This window comes from Paenibacillus sp. LjRoot153 (assembly GCF_964253085.1).
GTDB lineage: Bacteria > Bacillota > Bacilli > Paenibacillales > NBRC-103111 > Paenibacillus_E.
Window position 1 is genome coordinate 5,901,569 of sequence record NZ_CAXUQH020000001.1, and the last position, 19,099, is coordinate 5,920,667.

General features: G+C 44.0%; 19 protein-coding genes and 1 riboswitch. Of the genes, 10 read left to right on the forward strand and 9 right to left on the reverse strand.

All coding sequences use genetic code 11. The annotated features are described in order from the left end of the window. Window positions 1-81: 81 nt before the first annotated feature. A complete protein-coding gene (locus ACSQ8P_RS25565) occupies window positions 82-1,275 on the reverse strand; it encodes an oxalate decarboxylase family bicupin (protein WP_436237761.1) in 1,194 nt (397 codons plus the stop codon). A 204-nt stretch (window positions 1,276-1,479) separates the two neighbouring features. Here ACSQ8P_RS25565 and ACSQ8P_RS25570 point away from each other — a divergent pair, with 204 nt between their 5' ends. From ACSQ8P_RS25570 to ACSQ8P_RS25585, 4 genes are read left to right on the forward strand one after another with little or no spacing between them, the layout of a single operon-like run. Then, window positions 1,480-3,045, forward strand: coding sequence for a spore germination protein (locus tag ACSQ8P_RS25570; RefSeq protein WP_436237762.1), 1,566 nt, complete (start codon window positions 1,480-1,482; stop codon window positions 3,043-3,045). A 30-nt stretch (window positions 3,046-3,075) separates the two neighbouring features. Beyond that, window positions 3,076-4,239, forward strand: a complete 1,164-nt coding sequence (locus ACSQ8P_RS25575) for a Ger(x)C family spore germination protein (RefSeq protein WP_436237763.1) — start codon at window positions 3,076-3,078, stop codon at window positions 4,237-4,239. A 36-nt stretch (window positions 4,240-4,275) separates the two neighbouring features. After that, a complete protein-coding gene (locus ACSQ8P_RS25580) occupies window positions 4,276-4,521 on the forward strand; it encodes a hypothetical protein (protein WP_436237764.1) in 246 nt (81 codons plus the stop codon). A 35-nt stretch (window positions 4,522-4,556) separates the two neighbouring features. After that, complete coding sequence (locus ACSQ8P_RS25585; RefSeq protein ID WP_436237765.1) at window positions 4,557-5,675, forward strand: GerAB/ArcD/ProY family transporter; 1,119 nt, start codon at window positions 4,557-4,559, stop codon at window positions 5,673-5,675. A gap of 25 nt (window positions 5,676-5,700) precedes the next feature. Here the strand turns inward: ACSQ8P_RS25585 and ACSQ8P_RS25590 are convergent, their stop codons facing one another. Beyond that, entirely contained in the window at window positions 5,701-7,953 is a 2,253-nt protein-coding gene (locus tag ACSQ8P_RS25590) for an FAD-dependent oxidoreductase (protein ID WP_436237766.1), read from the reverse strand. A gap of 191 nt (window positions 7,954-8,144) precedes the next feature. Between ACSQ8P_RS25590 and ACSQ8P_RS25595 the strand changes: the two genes are divergently transcribed. Both ACSQ8P_RS25595 and ACSQ8P_RS25600 read left to right on the forward strand, forming a co-directional pair. Further along, window positions 8,145-8,978, forward strand: a complete 834-nt coding sequence (locus ACSQ8P_RS25595) for a helix-turn-helix domain-containing protein (RefSeq protein ID WP_436237767.1) — start codon at window positions 8,145-8,147, stop codon at window positions 8,976-8,978. Between the two features lie 130 nt (window positions 8,979-9,108). Beyond that, a complete protein-coding gene (locus tag ACSQ8P_RS25600; RefSeq protein ID WP_436237768.1) occupies window positions 9,109-9,777 on the forward strand; it encodes an NAD-dependent epimerase/dehydratase family protein in 669 nt (222 codons plus the stop codon). A gap of 629 nt (window positions 9,778-10,406) precedes the next feature. Here ACSQ8P_RS25600 and ACSQ8P_RS25605 read toward each other — a convergent pair. Both ACSQ8P_RS25605 and ACSQ8P_RS25610 read right to left on the reverse strand, forming a co-directional pair. Next, window positions 10,407-11,693 carry an MFS transporter gene (locus ACSQ8P_RS25605; protein WP_436237769.1) on the reverse strand — a complete coding sequence of 429 codons (1,287 nt, stop codon included), beginning with the start codon at window positions 11,691-11,693 and terminating at the stop codon, window positions 10,407-10,409. A 30-nt stretch (window positions 11,694-11,723) separates the two neighbouring features. Further along, window positions 11,724-12,479 carry a PIG-L deacetylase family protein gene (locus ACSQ8P_RS25610; RefSeq protein WP_436237770.1) on the reverse strand — a complete coding sequence of 252 codons (756 nt, stop codon included), beginning with the start codon at window positions 12,477-12,479 and terminating at the stop codon, window positions 11,724-11,726. A gap of 178 nt (window positions 12,480-12,657) precedes the next feature. On the opposite strand from ACSQ8P_RS25610, the gene ACSQ8P_RS25615 reads away from it, so the two are divergent. Together ACSQ8P_RS25615 and htpG are read left to right on the forward strand one after the other, a co-directional pair. Next, window positions 12,658-13,194: a DUF559 domain-containing protein gene (locus tag ACSQ8P_RS25615; protein ID WP_436237771.1), complete on the forward strand. Its 537-nt coding sequence runs from the start codon at window positions 12,658-12,660 to the stop codon at window positions 13,192-13,194. Between the two features lie 118 nt (window positions 13,195-13,312). Then, window positions 13,313-15,193 carry a molecular chaperone HtpG gene (gene htpG / locus ACSQ8P_RS25620; protein WP_436237772.1) on the forward strand — a complete coding sequence of 627 codons (1,881 nt, stop codon included), beginning with the start codon at window positions 13,313-13,315 and terminating at the stop codon, window positions 15,191-15,193. Window positions 15,194-15,247: 54 nt separating this feature from the next. On the opposite strand, the gene ACSQ8P_RS25625 is transcribed toward htpG, so the two are convergent. Beyond that, window positions 15,248-15,421 carry a hypothetical protein gene (locus tag ACSQ8P_RS25625; protein WP_436237773.1) on the reverse strand — a complete coding sequence of 58 codons (174 nt, stop codon included), beginning with the start codon at window positions 15,419-15,421 and terminating at the stop codon, window positions 15,248-15,250. Between the two features lie 84 nt (window positions 15,422-15,505). After that, window positions 15,506-15,604, forward strand: a riboswitch (cyclic di-GMP riboswitch). A gap of 69 nt (window positions 15,605-15,673) precedes the next feature. Here ACSQ8P_RS25625 and ACSQ8P_RS25630 point away from each other — a divergent pair. Continuing rightward, a complete protein-coding gene (locus ACSQ8P_RS25630; protein ID WP_436237774.1) occupies window positions 15,674-15,835 on the forward strand; it encodes a hypothetical protein in 162 nt (53 codons plus the stop codon). A 388-nt stretch (window positions 15,836-16,223) separates the two neighbouring features. Here the strand turns inward: ACSQ8P_RS25630 and nrdR are convergent, their stop codons facing one another. Continuing rightward, the gene (gene nrdR / locus ACSQ8P_RS25635) at window positions 16,224-16,703 is read right to left on the reverse strand and encodes a transcriptional regulator NrdR (RefSeq protein ID WP_436237775.1); all 480 of its coding nucleotides are present in this window, start codon (window positions 16,701-16,703) and stop codon (window positions 16,224-16,226) included. A 111-nt stretch (window positions 16,704-16,814) separates the two neighbouring features. Here nrdR and ACSQ8P_RS25640 point away from each other — a divergent pair, with 111 nt between their 5' ends. After that, window positions 16,815-17,024: an alpha/beta-type small acid-soluble spore protein gene (locus ACSQ8P_RS25640; RefSeq protein WP_065855582.1), complete on the forward strand. Its 210-nt coding sequence runs from the start codon at window positions 16,815-16,817 to the stop codon at window positions 17,022-17,024. A gap of 104 nt (window positions 17,025-17,128) precedes the next feature. Here ACSQ8P_RS25640 and ACSQ8P_RS25645 read toward each other — a convergent pair whose 3' ends face one another. Genes ACSQ8P_RS25645 through ACSQ8P_RS25655 form a run of 3 tightly spaced genes read right to left on the reverse strand, consistent with a single transcriptional unit; the run spans window position 17,129 to window position 19,079 of the window. Continuing rightward, window positions 17,129-17,710 (reverse strand): lytic transglycosylase domain-containing protein, encoded by a 582-nt coding sequence (locus ACSQ8P_RS25645; RefSeq protein ID WP_436237776.1) that lies wholly within the window; start codon window positions 17,708-17,710, stop codon window positions 17,129-17,131. Next, the gene (gene coaE, locus ACSQ8P_RS25650) at window positions 17,707-18,303 is read right to left on the reverse strand and encodes a dephospho-CoA kinase (protein WP_236285898.1); all 597 of its coding nucleotides are present in this window, start codon (window positions 18,301-18,303) and stop codon (window positions 17,707-17,709) included. The genes ACSQ8P_RS25645 and coaE overlap by 4 nt, the downstream gene beginning before the upstream one ends. Window positions 18,304-18,338: 35 nt before the next feature. Continuing rightward, window positions 18,339-19,079 carry an MntP/YtaF family protein gene (locus ACSQ8P_RS25655; RefSeq protein ID WP_436237777.1) on the reverse strand — a complete coding sequence of 247 codons (741 nt, stop codon included), beginning with the start codon at window positions 19,077-19,079 and terminating at the stop codon, window positions 18,339-18,341. Window positions 19,080-19,099 lie beyond the last annotated feature (20 nt).

Here is a 19,099-nt window from a genome sequence, read left to right on the forward strand (position 1 = left end):
GAAGCCATTCAAAGATGAGCGACCGCGTTTATCGGAATGTTTTATCGCCAAATAGAAAGATGTTTTCGGGATCCGAAAACTTTACTTTCTATTGTGGTAGGAAAATCCCGGATATTTCACGACTGGCCACTTTTCTTTGCGCAACGCATCTAATAGTTCGGGTCCAACATGTAGATTAGTACTAACCAAGTCTCGAGGGGTAAGGGCCATCCATTGGTTTAACGACACATCCTCAAACCGGTCACTCTTAAACATCTCAAGAAACCATAGCGATTGAGTCCCTGTATTCTGTACATAATGCCCAGTTGCAAATGGCACATAACCAACATCGCCAGCTCTATAATCAAATGTACGAGCGTTACCATTCCCAGCGAAAACAGTCATGCGTCCCTGCCCGGTGAGGTAATACTGCCATTCATCGTTATTCGGATGCCAATGCAGTTCCCTCATACCGCCAGGTTCTATTTCAACTAGCGCCGCTGCAATATTTTTGGAAATAGGAAAATTAGTCGAGTCTACGATTCGTACGCTGCCACCAGGCGTTTTAACTGGGGGTTGCGCGAGCAATTGATGCTTAAAACTTAAAGGAATGGTTCCATAGGGAGACTGCACCTTCTGGCTTTCGATTGGACCAGGAACCTGATCTTGATAGATATAAACTTGCTCTGTAGGAATGTTATTGAAGGCACTCATGGGTACACCGAAATTGGCGGAAAGTACGTCTTTAGGCGTTCGAGAAAACCAATCGGAGATGGATAGCGTGTTCAAATCAGAAAAGTTGCCATCATCGAAAACAAGCAAAAATTCGCAATGCTCTAACCCCTGAATGGAGTGTGGTAGTCCAGGCGGAAAGTACCATAGATCACCTGGCCCCACATCCGCGATAAAATTTCGTCCCTCTTGATCAATTGAAGTAATTCGCGCTCGACCTACAATCATATAGGACCATTCAGCTTGTTGATGCCAATGCAATTCTCGAACACCACCAGGCGTCAAACTCATATTGACACCCGCAAGTGTGGTCGCAATGGGTAACTCTCTGGCGGTTATTTCCCGTGACCAGCCCCCGAAATTTAATTTCATCGATGTATCTGAAAAAGAAAACTTCAAATTAGGAAGCAAACCAGAATCCGTTATAGGCGGAACTAACATATCAGGGTTTTCCATATCCCGCATGATATCCCGCGGACCCGTATCCATCCCGCCTGCCCCATCCGGTCGGATCGGCTGTGGCACATTGCCATACACGCCCTGATTCCTTTTCGGATTATCCATGTGGTCGTCTCCTCTCCAATTAAGTGAAATACGTTGGTATCTCATCCTAATTGATATATGAGACTATTTCGGCGTTCATTACTTTTGAATCAACGGATGTCCCTCATACAGGGATCTGAATTATTCGGAAAGTAGTTCACATATTTTTCCTGAAAATTGGAATAATAAACCTGTGCAACCAACAACTAATAGAAGGAATTTTTTATGGATATACAAAAGTTATTTAGAAAAAGTAAATCATCAATACCAACTCCGGTGCCAAACACTAACGTTCCTTCCTCTTCAGTGGAATCTCCTCTGGCATTAACCCTAGCGGAGAATAGAAAATGGATCGAACAACAACTCGCGAATTGTTCCGATATTTGCTATCTACCTAGATTTTTTGGCGCGGATTTACAATACGGGGCACTTGTTGTTTATTGCGATTCACTTATAAATGATAAAGACTTGATTTATCTAAAAGATGTGCTGCAGGATCTTGTTTTTCAAGAAGCCGGCTTTGAAGCAGCAACCATTGATCTTAATAAGTTGAAGTCATTCTTCGAAAATCAAGGTGTCTCTTCCCGGAATGTGACGATTATTGACCAATTACCAATTGCAGAACATAACATCCTGCTTGGTCAAGTTGTGATTTTTTTCGAACAATGGAATAAGGCACTGAGCTTTAATGCGCTAAATTTGGAAACAAGACAAATTACCGCTCCAACGAATGAACCTGTCGTTAGAGGACCTCAAGAAGCTACAGTTGAGAATCTGAAAATCAACCTGGGGTTGCTGCGGAATCGTTTGAAAAGTGCCAATTTCAAGATTGAAAAGTTCGTTGCAAGCGGAGAAACACAGACCGAGATTGCCATCGGTTATTTAGATGGAGCCGTGAACCCAAAAACATTAACCGAATTTAAAAAACGCTTTGATAAAGCCATACAAGAAGAAATTTTGGAAGTCGCGTATATCGAAGAATTGATTGAAGACTCTACGTACTCCCCTTTTCCACAATATCGACATACGGAACGTACGGATACGGCTGTTGCTGCGCTTCTTGATGGGAAAATCATTGTTATCACCTCGGGTTCTCCTTCCATTATGATCTGTCCCGGCCTCTTTATCGAGTTTTTCCAATCAAGTGAGGACTATTACATACGTTCACTGTATTCCTCACTCATTCGATTACTTCGACTATTTGCTTTTATTATGGCTCTTACATTACCGAGTCTATATATCGCTATCTCAACTTTTCACTCTGAGCTCATTCCCACAGTATTGCTGTTAGCCATTCTGGATACCCGTGAAGGCATTCCTTTCCCTGCATTTATCGAAGCTTTGTTGATGGAATTTTTCTTTGAAATCATGCGCGAAGCCGGTATCCGTCTTCCTAAACCCGTAGGTTCAGCAGTAAGTATCGTCGGAGCTCTTGTGATTGGGCAAGCTGCCATTGAAGCGAAAATCGCTTCACCCATCATGGTCATCATCGTGGCACTTACAGGAATCGCTTCCTTTTCACTACCCAATTACAATATGGCAATCTCTCTACGCATCTTGCGCTTCCCCCTAATGATTCTTGCTGCAACCATTGGAGGATTCGGTTTCATGATCGGTTTTCTGTTTATTTTCCTTCATTTAGTTAGCCTACGATCTTTAGGACAGCCATATCTGACTCCATGGGCTCCTCTGAAAATGAGTCAATTGAAAGATGGATTCATACGAGCTCCATTAAAATTTCTCCTCCGCTCACCGCGCAACCGACATCGGCATAACAGTTACAAAAAGTAACTGCATGACAGAGAAAGAAGGAAATACAACATGAGATGGTTAATGGTGACGACATTATCTGGACTGTTATTATTTTCTTTAACAGGCTGTTGGAACAAAGCCGAACTGGTCGAATATGCCTTTGTACAAGCTGTTTCTGTGGATCTATCCGACAAAGGCAATATCAAATTAACCACACTTTTCTATAAGCCAAGCGGCAGCAGTGCACTGTCAAAAGGAACAGGTACGAAATCCTCGTTCACGATTAAGACGGAGGGCGAAAATGTTTTTGATGCTATTCGGGATATCACCATTCATCTAGGTCGAAAAGCCAAATGGGATCACATGCGTGCCATTCTGGTTAGTGATGAGGTTCTTAAGACACATGAATTAGGCACTATTCTTGACTTTTTTAGGCGAGATCATGAACCAAGACCTACCAATTTACTCTTAGTTACACAAGGGAATGCAGGAGAGTATTTGAATATAGAGCCGTTTATTGAATATACGTTGGGGCAACAATTGCGATCTATGAATGAAGGCTCCTCGCGATTTGCCGCTAAGTCAATGAATCAGAATATCCTGAAAGTTATGATTCAAATGAAAAGCGAAACAGGCGTTGCGGAGATTCCTTACTTATATTTGGATAAAAAACGTGGGAATGTTCCTAATATTGCTGGAGTCGTTCTAATCAACAAGCAAAAGATAGCCGAAATTATTCCACCAACCGAATTAAAAGCCTTTCTTTTGCTTACTCATCAATTTCATGGCAGTATTATCGTTACGTCTTGCGATGGGCATAATGGTGACAACAGCCACTCACTACAGGAATCATTTGAGGTTTCCCATGGGAGTACGAAGGTCACCACCTCACTTAAGAATAATGCGGTGACCGTGAATATCAAGGCAAAGTTGATCGGGGCAGCTGGGGAGTTAAGTTGTACTGCCATAAACACAGATAAAGAAGAACAAGTTTACAAAACCAATTTAGAAAACCAAATCAAGAAAGAGATACTTACATTTATTCATCATTTACAATCCAAAAGACTAGATGCCATTGGCATTGGCAACATGATCTATGCCAAAAATCCCCGTTTATGGCTGGCATGGAAAGAGGATTGGGGAGATCGATTTGCAGACGTTCAATTTCACATTCAAGTTGATGTGACGGTTACTAACTCAGGAATGAGCGGTGGTAAGCCTCTAACTAAATAAGTAACTGCATACGTCAACGAGAGGACAAGATTACCTATGATCCTAAAGCTAGTAATTCTATTAATCATTTGTGTCCCGTTACTGTTATTCGATATGGTCAACTTAAAGAATGAAAAACCCCGCGCCAAATTTATTTATGCCTTCTTAGTTTTGGTATCGATCTATCTTAGCAGTATTTTCGTTTTTGAATTACGTTGGCCGATCCTCTTTGATGCAGCTGATTTCTTGCTTGGAACACCTGCCCGTCTAATCGTTGAGTTCTTACATGTCACCCCTCAATAGCAACAGAAAGTCTAGGGAAAGGTGGGGGCTACACAATGAGAATTGGAGAAGAAATTAGTTCGGGCCAAATGTCCGTCTTATTTTTCATCTACTTAACAGGCTCTTCGATCATCAATATTCCACAACCCTTAATTAGCTTCGCCAACAACGGAGCCTGGCTATCGCTTATCCTCTCCTATCTATTAAGTCTTAGTTTTCTTGGTTGTATCTTGTATATGCACGGAAAATATCCTGACTTGACCTTTATTGAATATAGCAAGAAAACCGTTGGTACATGGATGACGATTCTACTCGCTATCCCCTTCATTTCTTTTCAGTTCCACATGGCGACAGGTATAGTCATTGATATTGGCTTATTCATGACCACAACTTTAATGCGAGAGACACCTATCTATGTGTTTAACTCTCTCATATTTTCACTGATTTATGTGACTGTAAGAATGGGAATTGACGTCATGGCACGCATGTTTGTTTTACTTACAGCAATGGTCATGGTTTATGTAATTCTCATATTAGCATTGGCAAGTTTCAATTATCATCCATCTTACCTGTTGCCTGTCATTCCTTTTGGCGTTAAACCTATCTTGCTAGGAAGTTATTTTTCATACGGGTTTCCGTATGTTGAAATCTTTCTTTTCAGCATGATTCTTCCCTTTGTCTCCATAAACCAAAATAAACCACTGAAACGTGGTTTATTTCTAGCTCTTTCTATCAACGCTTTAAGCTTGATTACTGTCACACTATGCACAATTATGACATATGGACCTATCGCTGGCGATCGCAAGTATTCGATGTTTCAGTTAGCTCGAACCATTGAATTTTACGAATTATTTCAACGTATTGAATCACTCATCGGTATTTCATTAATTGTAGCTTCCTATATGAAAGCCACAATCGTTATATTCGCCTTAAATTTGACCTTTACCCACTTGTTTAATTTGCAAAATAGTCGCTTACTCATTTTACCTTTAACATTGATTTGCTGTTTGTTATCTTTTACTACACATGTGAAAGGTGAAGCTTTCTGGGGCAACTTAGTATCCTTTATACATCCATTATTGGGAACCATCGGTTATCTATTTCCTATTACTATTGTGATCCTTATACATGTTGTGAAGCGGAAGAGCAAATCTGCTCTAACCTCAAATGATTAAACACGCTCATCGTAAAATGCTTTCCCTACCCATAAACCCGTACCTCAACCACCTCAGCACACGGGCAGCCGTTCGTCGCCTCCACGACAAGTCGCAACCGATCGGTCTTAATGGCTGCCTCCAACTGCAACCTCCTTGTACGTTTGCGGTTGTTCGTTACACGCTGCAGTATCGCCCAATCGCCATCGACCCAAGCCTCCAAGCGGTAGTCCTTCACCAACTCAGGTCTGACTTCCTCACTCGTCCTGAATGCGTGAAGATTAATTAAATCCTCGTGCACGTTATCATTAAAGGTTACTTGTAGATATCTCAGAATTTGGGCTTCGTCCCAACTAAGCTCCAGCCACTCCTCTTTCGTTGGCACCATTGGCTCCGACATCCATTGATGTGGCGCGCCATAAGGACGCAAATACCCATTAGTCACCTTATCCGCTGAGAACGCGCTCGTCTCTGAAGGGAGTCGGAAGCAGATTGGCTTGCGATCCACACCATTTTTCATACTCCACTGAACGACTGGCTGATCAGGCTGATGATTCTCCAACTTCGGATCCACAATTGGCTTCGCGCCTCGTACAAAAGCAATCGCTCCGGTGTGCTGTTGATCAGAATGGTACACAACTACGTGATCATTCGCTTTGATAATGACAAAAGCGTTCTGCGTCTCATCAGGCTGCCAACGCAGAGGAAAGCTGATCCACTGCTGTTCCCCAGCTTGTACTGCAGTCTCCGTCTGCATGATCCGCCCCTTCGGCACATAGTTCTCCGCTCTGCCTGTGTCCCACAGTTCTACCTGTATAGTCGTCGCTTTGCTCACATCAACAAGCAGCTCAAATCCATTCAGCTGCGGTGCGACGGGGAACAATACGGCGACAGCGTTGCTCAATCGCCTAGGCTCCACAGCATGCGACACACTCAGCCGTGTTAACGTAGAGGACGCCTTCAACCTCGCCAGTCGCCCAAGATCCAGTTCATCTTCATTGCGAATGCCAATTAAGGAGGCATCCTGCTTTAGCAGCACCTGCTGGAGCTCCTTACCATGCTTCTGAACCAGCTCACGCGGTGTCACATGCTTCTGAACGCATAGCGACGCACCGGTTCCTGCGGCCTCCCCAATAACCGCGCAGGTCGCCATAACTCGCGTCGTGCCGAAGGCAACATGAGATGCGCTTATATTTCGTCCCGCCATCAGCATATTGGACACATTAACGGAGTACAAGCTCCGAAACGGTATATGATAAATGCCATCCGCATGCAAATGCTTCGAACCGCTCTCCGTTGAATACATCCCCTGCGGTGGATGCAAATCGATGGACCAACCGCCGAAGGCGACGGTGTCCTCGAACCTCGTCTGAGCCAGAATGTCATTCTGGTTCAGCATATAGTCCCCGATGAAACGGCGGTATTCTCTTTTGCCAGGTAAAGCCCCCACCCACTCAAGCGTCATATTCGCTGAATCAAATTGACCTGAATTTTTGATATAATCCCATATTCCATAAATAACCGACCATAATTCATCCCGAATGCGCTCGTTCTCATGCACAGTATCCAGCTCGCCGCCCCACTCAATCCACCAATAATGACAGCCCGAATCGCCGCTTCGAATCACACGTTTGATCGGAATGGAGGTCGTAGTAATATCTTTGGCAAAGCTCGGCGGATGGTACTTAACAGGGTGACCCACGTCTTTGGTATAAAATAAAATCGTACTCCCGAGTGTAATGTCATCTGCGATCTCAGGCGCCCACTCCTCCTGAAACTCTTCTCTTGCCTCCCGGCCGATACGAAACTTAGCCCCCGCCAAGAATCCAATTAGGCCATCCCCTGTACAATCTAGAAACACTTCACTCTCGAAACGAATGCGCCTCTCCGAACCCATCATCCACCCCGTAACAGAGCGAATCACTCGATTGTCTTCATCCCCATCCGCTTCGACCTCATGTACGTCTGTGTTAAGGTAAAGTTGAATATTCGCTTCAGCACGTACAGCTTCCAGGACGATAAGATCCCATAGATACGGATTCCCGTCTGGATTCTGGAACTGATTCTCTACAAACAACTCACCCATAATGCCAGTTTCACGGGCGTACCGATTAATGCCATGCGCAGTTGCTCCGCAAACCCACACACGGACCTCACTTGACGAATTCCCCCCGAGTACGGGTCGATTTTGAATCAGTGCCACCGTCTGACCTAATCTCGCAGCAGCTATGGCAGCACACACGCCTGAAAGTCCGCCACCGATGACCGTGATATCTTTTTTTACCCATTCTTCTCTCATTGGATAACCTCCATGAAATCTGTTCTTATCCCTTATTTTATAGGATAAGCAGCGCTTTAAACCATGCACGCTTTTAACTTAAACTTATACAATATTTCAATACTAGACTTTCTTCTGCCAGGCTAATCCACTATGATGAAATTAGATATTTCATGCCAAAGTTGATTCGGAATGAGAGAGGATAGGTACGCATGATGCAACTGCAAGATGCAGATCAGACACAGCCAAAATTGCTCAGTCACATGTATTGGAGGGAGAAATCGGCCTTTCAACTTCACGAAGATTCGAATGAATTTTGGGTGCTGTTTGCTGTAGAAAATGGGAGTTTCTCCTACCAGATTCAAGAACACGAAGGGACAGCTGTTTTCGGAGATTTGGTGCTATGTCCACCGGGGGTTATTTTTCGAAGAGCAGTCATTCAGCCTTTATCCTTTCACGTCATGTTGCTGCAATGGGTCGATGTAACAGGGCATCCACTGGCTGTAGAAACCCATATCCCTTCAGGGAAAATCTCTATCCAAGATCTCAATCGACTGTCATCTAATTATGCCTACTTGAAAAAATGGTTCCGTCATGAGGGACTCGTTGCCTCCTCCCTACGTCAACATGTACTCACAGACCTATGGATGCTGGTTGTGGAAGAGGCTTATTCGGCAAGCCCAGAGTCGGCATCTCCTTGGACAACAGGTATTACGAACAATAAGGATGCCCTAATTCATGAGGCTACTCAGAGAATGCATGAATTAGCGTCATCCACTTGCATCATGAAAGACATTGCCATGGAACTTGGTTTGACACAGGTACAGTTTACCCGCAGATTCAAAAAATCGACCGGCATGCTGCCGATCGATTACTTAGTAACGTTACGTCTGCAGAAGGTACAGCAGCTATTGCTGGATAGCGATATGACCTTGCAGCAGATCGCTGGTCAGTGCGGCTTTGAGAATGAATTTTATTTGAGCCGTGTATTCAAAAAACGTATGCATGTAACGCCTTCCTCCTATCGCAAGCTTCACCGCCTATGAGGGGAGGCCATAGACAGACAAGTGCACGCGTGCCACTTCATTGACGATTGCGGGTATTTTTCAAATATCAGGAAAAGCTTAAATTGAGTCTTGCTCTCTTCATTTATTTACGAAAGGTGGTACTCTATCTATGAACGTTCTCATCTTTGGAGCAACGGGAATGGTCGGACAAAGCGTATTGCGTGAATGTTTGCTCGATTCTCAGGTTAACCAAGTACTTTCTATTGGCCGGACGGCTTCCACTCAATCTCATCAGAAATTCCATGAGCATGTCCTCAAGGATATCACCGATCTATCTGCATTAACGGATGAGCTTTCTAGCATCGATGCTTGTTTCTTCTGCCTCGGCGTTTCATCAGTAGGTATGAGCGAGGAGAAGTACCATGCGATCACTTACGATCTGACCATGAACATTGCCACCACGTTAGTCAACATCCAGCCCAAGATGACCTTCGTCTATGTGACAGGTGCCAGTACGGATAGCACGGAGAAAGGCAGCAGCATGTGGGCACGTGTAAAAGGCAAAACGGAAAATGCGCTCCTCAAGCTGCCTTTCAAGTCAGCCTTTATGTTCCGACCTGGCGCTATACTGCCGAAGAATGGCGTCAAATCCAAAACCAAGCTATACCAGACCTTCATTGTCATCTTGAGTCCGATTTTCCCTCTATTACAGAAATGGTTCCCGAATGCCGTCATTGACTCCGAGCAGATTGGCCGTGCCATGATCTCAGTCGCACGAGCTGGATATCCGAAAGCCATTCTGGAGAGCACGGATATTCGTGATGCTTCGGGGCGATAGGGGAAGTTCTAGCTATTGGCGCGCGATCTACTTGATGAGTTGAGTGCAATATGTGGTTCGGACTCTCAAGTTTGCATAAACACCAACTAATTAGACTCACTTTTGAAATAAATGGATTTTCTGTCGTTAATTTCTCCGAAATCAGCTGATCGTGGGCAATAGCTGTATTTCCTACAGTTAATTTCACCCATCCCACACCACAGGGATCAAACCAGTTGAATTAACTGTATATTTTACAGGTAATCGGCGAAAAGGAGGAAAATCGCTAGATTTAACCGTATATTTTACAGCTATTCGTTGAATTGCGCTGCTTCGAGCATTCGTGCACCACCCTAGAGGAATCTAGCCTGCCCTAGAATGCAAATGAGCCTCCCATTACGGGAGGCTTCTCTCGTTTTGGCCACTTTCATGGCCAATCTTTCTTTACAACGAGTCACTAGCACGACGTCTAGCACCAACCCTTACTACCCCACCACAAATGGATGCTCACTCGCCGCATGAGCATCGCCGCGGCAGGCCAACCATTGTCCATGGAAACCTGGAACCAGCGCGTTAACGTACGATAGAATGGGAACACTGTAAGAATCCTCCAGTCACCGTACATGCTGCATAACTTTTTGGGTTCCCTCTTAACTGTTCGCGCCTCTAAGCTTCTTCTCGGAGGACTGATATTTTTTCAGGCAAATGTAGGCGATGAGCAGAATCAGAACTGGCAATCCCCCAATGAGGAATCGGAAGCCATGTAACGCGCTGGTGACCTGAACTTCTTTATCCGCATCAAAGCCGCTCGTCGCAAAGAAAATACCCATAATGCCATACTGAATGGACATCCCGATACGAATAATAAAGCCATTCACGCCATAATACATCCCTTCACGTCGACGACCTGTTTGCTGTGCATCGAAATCAACAACATCGGAAAGTAGAACATGCAAGGACAGCATGAAGCCTGAGACCGGAATACCCAATAGGGCACCAATAATAATCACCATGACGGCCGAATCGGCAAAAAGGAAGCCGAGCGAGATGATTGCGTATAACACGGAAGATATCATCGCGACCCGAACCGTCGATAGACGCACGCCGCTTTTTGCCCAAATGAATGACATCGGGATGGCCACGATAAACACGGCGCCTAAGAAAATCGAATTTTGAGTTCCATTTAATACAACCACGTATTTCGTGTAAAAAGCCGTTAACGACACGAACATCGTCGTCGTCAATTGAATCAATAAATTCGCTACGACGTAGGAATTGAACAGCTTATTTTTGAACGTTTTAACCGTTGCTTCCTTGGAATGAAGGGGTTCTGACTTACTCCCAGCCGGATTCTCGAAGGAACCGTACAGGGACACATACAAGGAAATGACCGCAATGATCGCAAATATCCCTGCCATAAGGCCCCAACCTAAAGAGAGTCCTAACGATTTGGCAAGCGCGATACCGATGATCATCCCGATGATGCTGAACATTTGCTGGAACGCCGACACTTGATAACGATCCTTCTTGGTTTGATACATTTCCGGAAATAACGCACCTGTGTTTAGTCCAATGAACGAGTAGATCAAATCGAAGAAGAACGTTAACGTGAAAAAGTAAATTAACAGCATCGTCGTGCTGCCCGCAGGCGGATTAAAGAGGAAGAAAAAAAGCACACCAAACGGCAAACTTCCGAACAGAATATACGGAATCCGTCTGCCAAAGCGTGTTTTCGTACGGTCACTCACATAACCAGCAACCAAATTAAATAGGGCATTCAAGAAACCGTAAATGATCATTCCGATGGAAATTGATGTGCCGGAAACATTCAACACCGTAACATAATAAAACACAGCAATGGCACTAAACGCTTGCCACAAGACGCTAAGTCCGATTTGATTCGAGCTGTAAGCGAGTTTCTTAGATAGAGAAACCATTGGACTTGCCTCCTCAATAATAGGTGCAGGTTAGCTGTATAGTGCGGATGGGAAAAAGTGCAGCTGATGGGACGTAAGTAATTTAAAAGCTTCCGCATAACCTTTGGCTTCTGGATCTTGCTTCAACTTGCTGTACAATTGCACGGCTTGATAGTCAAAATACCCCTTAACCAAGGGCCAATTAACGTTATCAAATTGACTCTTATGGGCCAATATGGACGCTATTTTCGTTTCCCAATGGGCCGAAACATCAATGAAGGTGTTCGGATGCGACGTCGCATAGAACGCGATTTGCGGGACATCATGCGGCTTGGATCCAGGGAACAGGATTTCATTTGACGAGAAGAGCATTGCCGAAGCGACGGCTTTCCCTGTTTTGATATGATCCGGATGGGCTTCGTACGGCATCCATGGATCTACGGTCATCAGCAAGTCCGGCTTCTCTTCGCGAATAATCGGAATCAACTTGGCTAGCAGTTCTTCTTCGGTATAACTACCCATGTCCGGGTAATCAAGCGCAATATGCTTGGACACACCTACAATGTCCCCAGCGGCCAACCGCTCTGAACGGCGAATCGCTGCGATCGCTTCTGGCTCCACCTCGCCAGTTGAACCACTGCCACTTCCATCCGTTATTGTAATGTAAACGATTTCACAACCGCGCTGCGCAAGTTCATATAAAGTTCCAGCAGCACCAACTTCGTTATCATCAGGGTGAGGTTGAACGCATACGACTTTTTTGACATCTAACAACTCAGGAAGACCTAATATTCGTCTAATATCCATGTGATATCCCTCCGATATGTCACATTCTAACATAAAAAGTGGAGAATTATCGAAAGTGTTCCCTCGTGAAATTAGGGGATTTCCTTTATACTTATTGGTAAGAGACGAAGAACGTCCCTGTCCATTTTTTATGAATGGCACAGGGACGTTTTTCTCATTTTAAGGAGGAGAATAACACATGAATTTCGAGCACATGCATGCTTTATGGATGCAAAGCCATCTAAACCAGAGAACCGGAGAACGCAGAGGCCGCTTGGAGCGAGGACATCGGGAGGCGGAAAGACTATTTTGTCACCAAGTCTGGTGGGAGCTCCGAGGAAATTTCGATGAGTTGCACCCAGAATTCGAAGTATTGGATTGGCGTGGACGTTCGTATTTCTGCGATTTCGCCTGGCTCACGAAATTTATGAAATTGATCATCGAGATTAAAGGATACGGCTCGCAAGTGCGGGATATGGACAGACAAAAATACTGTAATGAGTTAAACCGTGAAACCTTTTTAGCTGCAATGGGCTATCAGGTGATTTCATTTTCATATGACGATGTGGCGAATCGCCCTGACCTATGTATCACACTGCTACGGATGTTGATTAGTCGTTTCAGATTACTTCGATTACCCCCGCCCCCCATGCGCCATCCATTATCACAACTTTTCATCCGTACAACGTGGCTTCTAACGCCATCACAAATGATAACTCCCCGCAACATCACATAAATTCTCTCCATGCCAATTGACATTAAATTTCAGGGATGTTATAAAGTTAGTATATAGCACTCACAGTGTGCGAGTGCTAATTATATAAACCTGTTACATATCGAAAGGAGATCTATCCGTGGAAAAGAAACAGTTTCAAGCCGAATCCAAGCGTCTTTTGGAAATGATGATCAATTCGATTTACACACAACGTGAAATCTTTCTAAGAGAGCTTATCTCCAATTCCAGCGATGCGATTGACAAAATTTACTACAAGGCACTTACGGACGACTCGCTCGTTTTTGACAAAGATAGCTACTTCATCAAAATTACGGCCGATAAAGAAAATCGCATCTTAACGATTCGTGATACGGGTATCGGGATGACGAAAGAAGATCTTGAGAACAACTTGGGGATTATCGCGAAGAGCGGATCTCTTGCTTTCAAGAAAGAGAACGAAGCCAAAGACGGCCACAACATTATTGGCCAATTCGGGGTAGGCTTCTATTCCGCGTTCATGGTCGCTGACCACATCGCAGTAACAAGTAAAGCTCTTGGCAGCGATACAGCTTACAAATGGGAATCCGATGGCGCAGACGGGTACACGATTGCCCCAGCAGAGAAGGATTCGATTGGTACGGAGATTGTCCTATCAATCAAAGCGAATACCGAAGATGACAACTACGACGAATATCTGGACGAGTATCGCCTGAAAGCAATTATTAAGAAATATTCCGATTTCATCCGTTACCCAATTAAAATGGATATTACAGGTAAGCGTCTGAAAGAAGGCAGTGAGAGCGAGTTCGAGGACTATCAAGAAGAGCAACATGTGAACAGCATGGTGCCGATCTGGAGAAAAAACAAAAGCGAGCTTACACCTGAGGATTATGAGAAGTTCTACCATGAGAAACACTACGGTTTCGACAAGCCGCTTAAGCATATTCATGTGAGTGCGGATGGCGCGGTAGTCTACCAAGCGATCCTCTTTATCCCTGAAAACATGCCTTATGACTACTATTCCAAAGAATACGAGAAAGGCCTTGAGCTCTACGCGAACGGCGTTCTCATTATGAATAAATGTGCGGACCTGCTTCCTGACTATTTCAGCTTCGTTAAGGGTATGGTCGATTCCGAAAGCTTATCGCTAAATATCTCACGTGAGATGCTGCAGCACGATCGTCAGCTCAAATTAATCGCAAAAAATATCTCCAGCAAAATCAAAGGACAGCTGCAAAGCCTCCTGAAGGACGAGAGAGAGAAATACGAGCAATTCTACAAGTCCTTCGGCAGACAGCTTAAATTCGGTGTTTACAGCGACTACGGCACGCATAAAGAGCTTCTACAAGATCTATTGATGTTCTCCTCCTCCAAGGAGAAAAAACTTGTCACGTTGGACGAGTATGTAGCGAGAATGCCAGAAGATCAGAAGTACATTTACTATGCTTCCGGTGAGTCGATGGAAAGAATCGATAAGCTTCCGCAAACGGAGCTTGTGACCGATAAAGGGTACGAAATTCTATACTTCACAGATGATATTGATGAGTTCGCAATCAAAATGATTATGACCTACAAAGAGAAGGAATTCAGATCGGTGTCAAGCGGGGATCTTGGTATTGATGTAGAAGATAACCAAAACGATTCTGAGTCTGATAAAAAAGAAAATCAAGATCTATTCGACTACATGAATGGCTTATTGGCTGGCAAAGTAACAAGCGTAAAAGCTTCCAAACGCCTGAGAAAGCATCCAGTATGCTTATCCACAGATGGCGATGTCACCATCGAAATGGAAAAAATCTTGAACGCAATGCCGAACAACCCGAACGTTAAGGCAGAGAAAGTATTAGAGATCAACGTTAATCATGACGTGTTCGCTTCCTTGAAGGATGCTTTTGAGAAGGATAAAGAGAAATTGAACCTGTACACAGCGCTATTGTACAATCAAGCTCTTCTTATCGAAGGTCTGCCGCTGCAAGATCCAGTTGAATTCACGAACGATATTTGTAAAATCATGGTTTAATTCCATGCATTCAGGCACTGCAACTTTCTTGTTGCGGTGCTTTTTTATTTACGGTTAAGAAGGATCCGAAGCAGCTGCTGGCTCATCTAGCACATAGGCGTGAATAGCTTCTAATCGATCATAGACATAAGCGAGTAAACGTGCTTGATCTAGACCAAGCGCCTCCGCTACCTTAACAATATCCAATTCATGAATAATTTTACTGGATTTTGGGCTATTGACGGACATATTCTTCAACCATCCTTCGAATTAATGTAATTAATAGCACGTTAAACCTAACCTGTGATATAGTTTTCATATAAGACGTTATCGGTATGATAAGGGCAAAACCGCTGAAAAGTGGTGACGCAAAGCTAAAGGGACTAAATTGGCAATTATGTCTACTGTCCAATATGTCAGCCAGCTACCGCCTCCATCCGATAATGGCAGTTCTACAAAGGAGGAATCAACATCAATAATAAAATGGTAATTGACGGCAATATGAGCTTAGACGTAAAGCATTTAATCGATAACTTGCATCTACCTGATGATGATATTTTGGACATGTTCTCCTTTTCATTTAGCGGCAACCTATTAACCTCTGATGAAGCCATCCGATTTATTCACTTTCTTCGAAGTGAACTGGACAAACGCACTCAATAATCGAATTATGCCTTATCGCTCTCAAAAATACAGTCGGTTGATGTCAACAGAATTTTTTTTTTTCAAAAGCTCATGAGGGCGCGTCGTAATTGACTTTTCTCTTTTGAAACAACAAAAGACAGCGCACTTGCCGCTGTCTTTTATTTATTTTTTGTCACATTTCGAAAAAAAACAGATCAATTCGTGTCACCTCTGATTTCCCCAAGCAAACTAGCTGTTTCTAACATAACATATAACAAATACTAGAATAGGCCCCCTCCACCTCAACAACGAACAATTTGGTAGTCACAACAACTATTCATATGAATTAGCTAAAAAATAAGTAAAGCCGCGTCGTCTCATGAAACCATTCATGAGACGACGCGGCTTTTACTTAGAGCTGCGCTACTTATTTATCTCGGAGTAGCCCGACGTCATGCTTTCCCAATATTTGCGTTAACTCCTTCAAAAACATGTTAATGTCTTTGAACTGCCTATATACAGAGGCGAAGCGAATGTAGGCCACTTCATCGACGGGGTACAATTGCTCCATCACAATTTCACCAATGTTAAGGCTATCGACTTCAGCATGTGCCGTCGTACGAAGCTGCATTTCGACTTCGGAGACGAGCATCTCTAGCCGCTCCATGGAAACCGGTCTTTTTTCACAAGCACGAATTAAGCCCCGTAATATTTTCTCACGACTAAATTCTTCCCGACTTCCATCTTTTTTAATCACAATTAGAGGTGTTTCTTCTACCATTTCAAAGGTCGTGAATCTTCTCGCGCATTTCTCGCATTCACGGCGCCGACGGATGGATTTATTCTCATTGGCAGACCTGGAATCAAGCACTTTCGTACCAGAATGGTCACAGAACGGGCATTTCATTCGCTTTCATCTCCTTTCTCTCTTGGAAATATCATTACCATATGTTACATGTCTTGAAGCTTGGAGTTCTGCACACAATAGATTTACCAACCGACAAGGAGGTGAACAGACATGAGCTCAAGCAACACTTTAGTCGTTCCACAAGCTAATGCAGCCTTGGATCAGTTGAAGTACGAGGTAGCTCAGGAGCTAGGTATTGCTATCCCACAAGATGGCTACTATGGCAACATGACTTCTCGTGACACTGGCTCTATTGGTGGTAGCATTACTCGTCGCCTGGTGCAAATCGCAGAACAATCTCTAGCAGGTCAATTCAAGTAATCTTGAATAATACACGCTTTTGACTCTGCAAAACAGGAAGTATTGGACTTTACGTTCCACTAGGAGCTAGTCCAATGCTTCTTTGTTTTGTGTAGCTAGCTAACCTAAGCATCAGAACCCTGCCATTGCTCCGTGTAAAGCTTCGTATACTTCTCATAGTAATAAAGAACGCGCTGTACATAATGACGGGTTTCACCGAATGGAATATCACGAATGTTGTCTTCGGAACCATCCCAAACGTTATTGTTTTTCCACTTATTCACATTACCTTGACCTGCATTATACGCTGCTATGGCGTAGACCAAATTCCCATTATAATGCTTGATCAACCAATTCAGATACCATGACCCTAAATAAATATTAATATCGACTCGAAGCAAATCTTCTTGTGTATGAGGCCCTAAATTCGAGGATTCAACAATCCAATCAGCGGTATCAGGCATAAGCTGCATGAGCCCTAATGCCCCTTTGCTTGATTCTAAATGATATTTATAATTCGTTTCGACGCGAATAATGGCTGCAATTAGAAACGGGTCTATATTGTGTTTCGCCGCGCTTTGCTTAATCTCCTGCTGAAAGTAGATCGGATATAGCTTTCTACCTATAATTGCGCTATTCATGAAGAGAATCATGACAAATGCGATAAGCAGAAGAGCAAACATTCGTTTTTTCCGAAAGAACGTCATGCCAATCCCTTCCCTACCCAGAACAGCTCCACCCTCATGTTGGTTTCTTCCCAAGTTCCGCTATTATCAATCACGATATCGGCTAGCTTTCGTTTCTCCTCAATCGACATCTGTGCATCAAGTCGAAGCTGAGCATTCTCGGCTGACAAGCCATCTCGCTGCATCAAGCGCTCCAATTGCAAGTGACGCGGAATATAAACAACCATGATCTCCTCAAACATCGAGACCAGATTCGATTCTATGAGTAAAGGAACATCGACCACCACCAGCTTGGTGGGGAAGTCCCGTTCATACAAAGTCATTTGTTCACGCATCTTTGCCCGAATAGGGGGATGCAACAAGCCATCTAGCTGCTTTCTAGCTTCAGGCGATCCAAAGATAATTTCACCAAGCTTCTTACGTTGCAGAGATCCATCGGGTCCAATCACAGCTTGTCCAAAATGCGCAGCAACCTGTTCGAGAACAGGGCTGCCAGGCTCGACGACATCACGAGCGATCTGATCGGCGTCGATTAAAAGTGCGCCACGGCTAACGAGCATGCGGCTAACCGTACTTTTTCCACAAGCAATACCTCCAGTTAAGCCGATATTCATAAGCGATTCTCTCCTAAAGGTTCATTGTTAGTGAACTATAGCATTTTCAAAAGTCCCATGACAATAAGTACACAGCCTGGGAGAATAGACAGCTTCTTCATCCAGTTCATTTCTGCATATCGGAAACCAATCCGCAAGCCGACTGCAAGTAAGGAGCCGCTTGAAATTGAAATGACTGAAGCCGTTAATAACGGCACAAAGCCAATAAGCGCAGCACCGATTCCCGCTCCGAAGGCATCCAAAGATAGCGCTAAGCCGAGTAACGTAGCCTCAGAGGCTGAAATATTGCCTGATTTATCTACATCCGCTATGGAAGGCGTTCGTAAAATTTGAATCACTAGCCCAAAACGTTTCAGCTCAATACTGAGAATCTCTTTGGTCCGCTGTAACGTATCAAACGTCACCGGCTCCACGTAACCAGAGTTGCGAATCTCTCCATAAGGCATGCTGCTAACCATCGCTTGATCTGCCGTAGCAGCTGTTTGCTCTTGTTGCGTTTGGTTTTTCTGTCCTTGTCTCATTTGAATAAGAGCCCACACGCCAATACCGATTAAGATGATCGCCCCAATACGCTTCGCAATCCCAGGGGACATGAAGGAAGACATCAAAACGCCGATCTGCATCGAGGTAAAAATAATGATACCAGACCAAAGCGATATAATTCCAATAGAGATAAGTGGTATTCGGATTTTCCGTAACCCATACATCACACCAACACCGAAACCGTCTAATGAAACTGCGAATGCCAAAATGAGCAGAGATATGACAGGAAGCATACAAACCCTCCTAAGCGTTT

What these genes read in the sequence shown, in the direction of transcription:
- ACSQ8P_RS25640 (WP_065855582.1), top strand. Translation starts at nt 16,815, where the DNA reads ATGAGCTCAAGCAACACTTTAGTCGTTCCACAAGCTAATGCAGCCTTG.
- ACSQ8P_RS25625 (WP_436237773.1), bottom strand. Translation starts at nt 15,421, where the DNA reads ATGTCCGTCAATAGCCCAAAATCCAGTAAAATTATTCATGAATTGGAT.
- ACSQ8P_RS25585 (WP_436237765.1), top strand. Translation starts at nt 4,557, where the DNA reads ATGAGAATTGGAGAAGAAATTAGTTCGGGCCAAATGTCCGTCTTATTT.
- ACSQ8P_RS25605 (WP_436237769.1), bottom strand. Translation starts at nt 11,693, where the DNA reads ATGGTTTCTCTATCTAAGAAACTCGCTTACAGCTCGAATCAAATCGGA.
- ACSQ8P_RS25615 (WP_436237771.1), top strand. Translation starts at nt 12,658, where the DNA reads ATGAATTTCGAGCACATGCATGCTTTATGGATGCAAAGCCATCTAAAC.
- ACSQ8P_RS25590 (WP_436237766.1), bottom strand. Translation starts at nt 7,953, where the DNA reads ATGAGAGAAGAATGGGTAAAAAAAGATATCACGGTCATCGGTGGCGGA.
- ACSQ8P_RS25645 (WP_436237776.1), bottom strand. Translation starts at nt 17,710, where the DNA reads ATGACGTTCTTTCGGAAAAAACGAATGTTTGCTCTTCTGCTTATCGCA.
- nrdR (WP_436237775.1), bottom strand. Translation starts at nt 16,703, where the DNA reads ATGAAATGCCCGTTCTGTGACCATTCTGGTACGAAAGTGCTTGATTCC.
- ACSQ8P_RS25610 (WP_436237770.1), bottom strand. Translation starts at nt 12,479, where the DNA reads ATGGATATTAGACGAATATTAGGTCTTCCTGAGTTGTTAGATGTCAAA.
- ACSQ8P_RS25600 (WP_436237768.1), top strand. Translation starts at nt 9,109, where the DNA reads ATGAACGTTCTCATCTTTGGAGCAACGGGAATGGTCGGACAAAGCGTA.
- ACSQ8P_RS25565 (WP_436237761.1), bottom strand. Translation starts at nt 1,275, where the DNA reads ATGGATAATCCGAAAAGGAATCAGGGCGTGTATGGCAATGTGCCACAG.
- ACSQ8P_RS25595 (WP_436237767.1), top strand. Translation starts at nt 8,145, where the DNA reads ATGATGCAACTGCAAGATGCAGATCAGACACAGCCAAAATTGCTCAGT.
- ACSQ8P_RS25570 (WP_436237762.1), top strand. Translation starts at nt 1,480, where the DNA reads ATGGATATACAAAAGTTATTTAGAAAAAGTAAATCATCAATACCAACT.
- ACSQ8P_RS25630 (WP_436237774.1), top strand. Translation starts at nt 15,674, where the DNA reads ATGAGCTTAGACGTAAAGCATTTAATCGATAACTTGCATCTACCTGAT.
- coaE (WP_236285898.1), bottom strand. Translation starts at nt 18,303, where the DNA reads ATGAATATCGGCTTAACTGGAGGTATTGCTTGTGGAAAAAGTACGGTT.
- ACSQ8P_RS25575 (WP_436237763.1), top strand. Translation starts at nt 3,076, where the DNA reads ATGAGATGGTTAATGGTGACGACATTATCTGGACTGTTATTATTTTCT.
- ACSQ8P_RS25655 (WP_436237777.1), bottom strand. Translation starts at nt 19,079, where the DNA reads ATGCTTCCTGTCATATCTCTGCTCATTTTGGCATTCGCAGTTTCATTA.
- ACSQ8P_RS25580 (WP_436237764.1), top strand. Translation starts at nt 4,276, where the DNA reads ATGATCCTAAAGCTAGTAATTCTATTAATCATTTGTGTCCCGTTACTG.